This window comes from Bariatricus sp. HCP28S3_A7, assembly GCF_052066375.1.
Classification (GTDB): domain Bacteria; phylum Bacillota; class Clostridia; order Lachnospirales; family Lachnospiraceae; genus Allocoprococcus.
On the sequence record NZ_JBQHSG010000032.1, the window covers coordinates 20,164 to 27,132 of the forward strand.

Here is a 6,969-nt window from a genome sequence, read left to right on the forward strand (position 1 = left end):
TCTCCTCCTATAATTGCAATGTAATCTTCTTACCTTCTCTTATATCTTTCTTTATCTGTTCTTTAATTTCATTAAAAATAGAATCCAAAACAACGATTCCATCTTCGCCATCAACATTTATCACCTTATTCTTAGGCATGTAATCACTAATATCTTTTGTTACGCGAATTGATACTTTCTTTTTAAGATGCTCTTGTTCCTCTTTCGTTTTATTTTCATGAGTATCTTCCTGAATAGGAACTGGTTGCTCATCTTTTGCCACACTGTTCTCATCATTGAAAGTATGCAACATAGTTACCGCCTTTGCATATGATGATTCAAGCCGATTCTGCTTATCTTTTAGTTTTTCTAAAGTGCCAAGCCCACTAGCATTTATCATATCTGGAGAGATAACTACCCCTGAAACATTTATATAATCAAGAGCATCTATTACTTGCTTTCGTTGTTCCACATTTATTTTTTCCCACTCTTCCATTTTTTTGATTTCTGTAACATATCCATCATAAGTCTTCTTATAATGGTCAAAATCTTGATTAAATGCTAAAATATAGAGTTTTTTCAGAGTATCAAATTGCTTATTCTCACCCGCAATAAATCTCTTTCCTACTTCAACAGCCTGATTTTTATCCTTACTGTTGCACGTTTCCATCAATGCGACTAATCTATAAGCTATTGAAATATTAGAAGCATTGTCAGCAATATAAAGAACTCTTCTAAATTTTTCTATTACCTTAGAATCACCAACAAGACTATTGAAACCAATAATTGTATCTTCTGCATCCTTTCTTCCAAGAATGTCATTAACCAAGTCACAAACACAAGCGACCTCTTCCTTTACTTCCTGGGACACAATACTCGAATAAGCATCTATAGTAGCACTCTTAAGCTTGCTCATAAGCCTTCTTATATTTTCTGCTACATCCTTCAATTTTTGATTAACTGCTATATTACTATCTATGGTCTTCAGAAGTTTTATAGCATCCCTAATAGATTCATCAGAAATATTTATTCTGGTAAGCTTACACGCATCAAACACATCTCTTTTTCTTGCAGTAAGAGGCCCCTTACTTCCTGTCAATTCAGCAGCATCATCCGGGATAACATATATTTTTCCCTCGTGAGAAATCTTGATATCGCTATTTCTAAGTGCTAGTGCCACCATAATCTTAATAGTATCCAGTTCCCATCCGTACTTTCCTTTTGAAAAATCATCAATTACAGTTGCCCCATCTCTATCAAATCCATTATCTGGAAATGCCTTAAGAAACTCACTATAATATCTATTTGCAGAATTGACATTTCCACTCGCATCAATAAGATCTAAATCTTTTAAATATGAGCTTGTCATTTTAATTGAGTTATTTAAAATTTCTTTTGCAATAAACTTATCTACTGACTCTCTTAAGTTCTTACCAAAAAACATAGAATATCTCTTTTTCAGCATCTTTTCACACTCGGATGTAAGTCTTAAAGATGGTTCTTTTGCAAAATCCTTATTATCCTGCCCATTGTATGAGATTATAGCGTTTTTGAAACATTCGCTGATTATGCCTTCAATTTTTCCAGCTATCGCCGTATCCCTCTTAGTTTCAATCTGGATTCTTAATTTTGCATCAATTCCAAAATCTCCCTCACGCTCGAGAGCCTCATCCATCTGCAGATAAAACTTAATTGCTTTTCCAAGTGCATCCCCATCATACTTCTTTTCTGGAATAATATAGATTTTCTCCCTGTCATTACTTGCTGCAAGAGCCTCACTCTTTTTTGTCTCTATATCACTTTCAAATGGAATACAGGTATAAGCATTAGGGAACTCATTACTTTCATCTGATTTTTTTAATACAAAAGCTATGCTCTTCTTCGTATCATTAATTTTGCCCTCAATAAGATGCTTTCCGTTTTTCAAAGAAGCATTATAAATATTATAGATATACTCATACGCCTTTTCTCTAATCGCTGTTTCTGTTATAGATGTAATACCTTTAATACGAGACCACACATCAGACTCTTTCTTTGTAATCGGTGTGTAAAATCCTCCCTCATTATTGATATAATTATCCCTTACAAGGATATCAAGCCAATTAAGTAATACATCCTTATTAGGAATTCTGTCTGAATATACAAAAGGAAGAATAACTGTATCTTTGACACCTTCTGCCTTTACCTGTGATAAAAGAACAATTGCCTTCAATATTGTTAATAAGTCTGTTTTATCAAGAATTGGATTCTGTTTATCATCTAAAATCGGATCTGATTCTAATGAAACAATTAAATCATTATACTCATCCTCAATGCTTCTTTTGGACTTCAATTCTTCATAGATTAAATCAGTCCCAACAAAATATCCTATTTCCTGATTATAAACTTCTGGTCTTTTCATAATAGACTTAACAGTCTTCATCATATTACGAGCAGAACCCTTGCTTTCGTTTTTAAGCATATCTTTCATATAAGCCAATTGAAATGGATAAAATGGATATGAAGCAATCACATTTCGCATCTGAATCTCTCCATCTTCCGTAGAAGTATAGAGAGCTGTTCCAAAAATGTATTTCATCTTATCAATACTTATCTTGGATTCAATTTCAGAAGCCAAATCATTTTTTGCTAAATATCTATTTTTTACAATCCATACCATTTCTTCAGGTTTAAGAATTTGTTCCTCACCAAATCTATGAATCATCCGTTCTGCACTTACTGTATCTAAAAGCTTAGTTTTTGCTTCAAGTGATGTAACGACCATCCAAATATTATCTGGCAATAGTTCCACTAGTCCTTCAAATTTTCTTACTTTGTCAGCATTATCTAAGAGATCTAGGATCTCATCGATAAAAATTAGCATTCTTCTTTTGCCAGAAGATTTAAGGGTTGTCTTTAAAAACTCTGCCACATCCATTGCTGAGTATGTCTTATCTTCATCATATTCAATTCCTAATTGTCTTGATATTTCTTTTGGCAAGCAATCAACAACTGTATCACCACTCTTAGCAATATGATTTGCTGAAAAAATGAAGGTCATATAATCTTCTGGATGAATATTCTTAACCAGTTCTGTAATCTCTGAACTTCTAATTTTGGAGCAAATACTATCAACAACATTTAGTTCTTTTTGCACACCATTCTCATCCATATAAGAAATTTCTTTTTTAGAAAAAATAGTATAAATAACCTTTAACAAATGGGACTTTCCCGCTCCAAAGAAACCTCTAATCCATACACCAGGTCCAATTTTATCTCGATATGTATCTTGCAATAATTGAGTCTTCATCCTCAATTCAGGAAATTCTTTCTCATCATCAAAGAAATATGCAACAAAATTTCCCAAGATTTCTTCTACATTCTGTGTAAGAACATATTCCTCTATATCAATCGCCTTAATAGAATCACTGTCCTCAACAGTCATAACATCATCGAATTTTCTCTTAATATCATGTTCAAATGTTTCATATACTTTTGCCATAATTTATATCCACCTTTATTCTGGTAACTTATAATCTTTAACACATGAGCTCAGCGTGCTTTGCTCTATCTTTATAACTCTACCATTCGTTGTCTCTGTTTTATAATAACAATACTCGTTAACCGAATAATCTTCCTTTGTACCTATTGTCAGCCAAATCAAAGGAATCGACTCGTTTACAATCAACTGATTTTCCGACATATATGCAAGTAAAAAATGTATTGGGTCTAATCCTAATGTAAATAACGTCTCATCTTGGATAATCAAAATCTTTTCTGCATTATTATTCTTAATCACATCTACAATAGCTTTTTCTATAATTTCACAAAGGACTTGTGTATACCTTCTATGCTCCTGACCATATTTTTCTTCAATCTTTATAAGTTCATCTTCACGTTCTTTCCATGCTCCACATTCCATAAATTCTGACATATTAATAATTTCTTTAGGGACAAATAATTCCTTAACTTGATTTTGTGCCATCTCATAAAAAATCTCATTTTCTAAGAATATCAATCTAATTGGTCTTGAAGGCGGAGTATTAATAACCCTAGTGATTTCCGCCATTAATTCATCTGTAGGTTTTAGCATATTCTACAATACCCTCCTTTTCCTTCGTAATATTACATATATCTCCAAGCTGGCTCACTTCTATATAATGCTTCATTTTAGCGCCAGTAAGAAGATATTCAATATCATACTCATTCAATAAAAATCTCTTCATTACACCACTATCATATATTTGATTCTTGGTTATTACTTTATCATCAAAGAAATAATATAAGAGAAACGTAAACCATTCTGGTGTTAATGAAGGTCTTCTAATCGTTAACTTGCTATTTTCTATTGTACCCCAACCTAAAGTTTCAATATTTTTATAAAGCATATTTCTAACCTTTTTTATGCTTGAATCTGAAATACCATCTTGAAGTTTCAAAGGTAGTTGTTCTTTTTTCTCAATTGTGATATATTCAAGGAATTTATCCAGATCCATTTGTGTAAAGGTTTTCTGGCATAGCTCTGTAAAGTTATTAAATATATACTCTTCAAGAAAAATCCTAAAGAGATTCTCGTATTCAATATAAAACACTAATGCATAATTTTGCTTCTCTTGCTTTGATATATTTGAATTAAAAATATATCTCAACGCACTAGCTTTCTCTCCGCCCTGGCCAAAATATCTGGCATTTATTGTTCCCCACACTCTTTTGGCAGTAGTCTCCTTCATATCTCCAAAAATATCACCATTCTTTACCTTTTTAGCAATAGAAACAGGATTATCTTCAGCACTAATATTTTTAAATAATTCAAGAGTCTCATCAAACCAAACACTTGTTGTAGGCCATATAATCTTTTCCATAATATTTCCGTAAAAAAACCTAAGATTCTAATGACATTTTCTTAAGTAATTCAAATCCTTTCTCAGTAATAATATATCTTCCTTTAGAACGCATCATTTCAATATACCCATCATCAATAAGTTCATTTATGAGTTGATTTGCTTTTAACTTTCCACATGGAACATGATTAGCAATCTCTTGTTGATTCAAAGGACATAATTTAATCCCTTCAATCTCTACTTGATGTTCTCTTAAAATGAGTAACACTTTCATTTTATCATTAATAAATCCTAAAACTTCGTTCATGTTCTACCTCTGAAAAATACTAAAATGGTTTTATTTCAAAACCATTTTAGCATATATTCACAATTCTCACAACAAATTTCTATCAATCTCTAGTAATTTTATTGATAAGAGAGAAATTTAAAATAAGACAAATTATCTACATCTTGCCCTACTCCACTGCTTCTCCTGTTCCATCTCATGCATCTCATTCCTGCTTACTGTCTCATCATAAATTTTCTGATATTCCTCATACAGTTGCTCCCCATCAAGTTTCACACCCAATTTATCCAGCACACTCATAAAAATCTTCAAATTACCACTGGCATCACTTACCTCGAACTTAAAAGCATCTGCTTTCACTGATGTTTTCAGGTACTTATATGGACCACATGCTGTAAGCTCCCTTACTATTTTATCTGTCTTATCAGCCACAACGTTCTTTCTAACAACAGTTGCTAACCTCTTCGCTTCCTCATATAACTCATCAAAATCAGCTTTGTGTCCGATTTGCTTAAAGAAGCTATTCAGTTTCTCATATACTGCCATTACGTCATCATTTCCATCAATAACTGCCATTCGTATCTTCTCTTCGTCAGAACTGACTGCATAATCTGGATACGAATAAAATGAATTGCTTTCCGTAATTGTCTCTACTGGCAATTTATCCATACTCACTGTAGATTTTAATTTGCTGCTATGCGCTTCCTCTGTATTATTTTCGTATGATTCTTTCAAATCAGCTCCACAATATTTCTGTACAGGCACATCAATAGTAGTTTCACCATCCCTCGCCTTTTCGACATACTCTAAGGCATCAACACACACATCTTCCGAAGCATCCTTTTCCTGTTTTTTCTCCCGATGTATTGTATCTACAACAGAAACGCCTACATCCGCTCCTTCCACTTTCATCACATCAACCTCATCTGTGTGTCCTTTATGAACTGCCATTTCTTCCATCTGAGGTATCACAACCTCTTCCTCCTCAACCAGTTCTCCCATCTCTGACACATCGTGATACGCAGTATACAGATTTTCCTTTATCGCCATATCCACCAGACCAATCTGCTTTTTTGCATCTTTCTTCTGCTGTTTCAGAACATCCAACTCTTTCTGCATATCCATATGCCACAACTGATAATCCCGATGCTGTTCCTCCGTCTTAATTGCACACTTTTTACTAGAACTAAGCCTATAAATCTCATGCTGCCTGTCATCAATATCCTTCATTTTCTTTTCCTGTTCACTTCTATAATCCAGCAAATCAGAAAAGTCTCTGATATTATTATCCACCAGCATCAAATACTCATCCTGTAACTGATGAAATCTTTTCAAATCCTCTGCGTACCTTACTGCATTGACTTTGAATCTGTTCTGCTCTACGATACGAAGCCTGTACATCTTGGCATAGTATTTCTTCTGAAACTCTGAAAGATTTGTGTGTTTCAAGTACTGCATATTCTTAGAATAAAAATGTGGATGCACCATCCAAGGCATATCCACATAATATCTAATCTTATTTTCTGAAAACATTTCATCCATTTTAGCAAGGCTATGATAATATCTGTATCCTGGAGCCTGCACCTCCATCCACACGCCAGGCTTAAATATATAGCCTAAACTCCGCATCAGATATTTGAAATGCTCCACATCTCCGGCGGCATAAGCACACATCTGTGCGTCACGCAGGATAATTTCTTTCATTGACATTTCTTTTTCCCATTTATCCCTGCTGATGTTCTTTGGGTTTTTACTATATTCTGCCGGAGTAATGTAAGCGCCAAATATTCCTGCGGATTTCCTGATCCTCAAGTTTTGCCTATAATTGTAGTCGATAGATATTTAGACTATTTCACTACAATTATGGAGGATAGGTTATGGCAG

The 6,969-nt window shown here is 33.6% G+C and carries 5 protein-coding genes; all 5 read right to left on the minus strand.

Going from position 1 to position 6,969, the window contains the following annotated elements; genetic code table 11:
- Window positions 1-7 precede the first annotated feature (7 nt).
- The 5 genes from ACTNA4_RS14260 to ACTNA4_RS14280 all read right to left on the minus strand — a co-directional run bounded on the left by ACTNA4_RS14260 (window position 8) and on the right by ACTNA4_RS14280 (window position 6,795).
- A complete protein-coding gene (locus ACTNA4_RS14260; protein WP_441030698.1) occupies window positions 8-3,460 on the minus strand; it encodes a hypothetical protein in 3,453 nt (1,150 codons plus the stop codon).
- Window positions 3,461-3,475: 15 nt separating this feature from the next.
- The gene (locus ACTNA4_RS14265) at window positions 3,476-4,051 is read right to left on the minus strand and encodes a hypothetical protein (RefSeq protein WP_441030700.1); all 576 of its coding nucleotides are present in this window, start codon (window positions 4,049-4,051) and stop codon (window positions 3,476-3,478) included.
- Window positions 4,032-4,820 (minus strand): BrxA family protein, encoded by a 789-nt coding sequence (locus ACTNA4_RS14270; protein WP_441030702.1) that lies wholly within the window; start codon window positions 4,818-4,820, stop codon window positions 4,032-4,034. Before ACTNA4_RS14270 ends, ACTNA4_RS14265 begins: the two co-directional genes overlap by 20 nt.
- Window positions 4,821-4,839: 19 nt before the next feature.
- Window positions 4,840-5,106: a hypothetical protein gene (locus tag ACTNA4_RS14275; protein ID WP_441030704.1), complete on the minus strand. Its 267-nt coding sequence runs from the start codon at window positions 5,104-5,106 to the stop codon at window positions 4,840-4,842.
- Window positions 5,107-5,238: 132 nt separating this feature from the next.
- Entirely contained in the window at window positions 5,239-6,795 is a 1,557-nt protein-coding gene (locus tag ACTNA4_RS14280) for a hypothetical protein (RefSeq protein ID WP_441030705.1), read from the minus strand.
- Window positions 6,796-6,969: the final 174 nt, after the last annotated feature.

Excerpts from the sequence above, each read along its gene's own strand:
- ACTNA4_RS14270 (WP_441030702.1), bottom strand. The coding sequence starts at position 4,820 with ATGGAAAAGATTATATGGCCTACAACAAGTGTTTGGTTTGATGAGACT.
- ACTNA4_RS14265 (WP_441030700.1), bottom strand. The coding sequence starts at position 4,051 with ATGCTAAAACCTACAGATGAATTAATGGCGGAAATCACTAGGGTTATT.
- ACTNA4_RS14260 (WP_441030698.1), bottom strand. The coding sequence starts at position 3,460 with ATGGCAAAAGTATATGAAACATTTGAACATGATATTAAGAGAAAATTC.
- ACTNA4_RS14280 (WP_441030705.1), bottom strand. The coding sequence starts at position 6,795 with ATGTCAATGAAAGAAATTATCCTGCGTGACGCACAGATGTGTGCTTAT.
- ACTNA4_RS14275 (WP_441030704.1), bottom strand. The coding sequence starts at position 5,106 with ATGAACGAAGTTTTAGGATTTATTAATGATAAAATGAAAGTGTTACTC.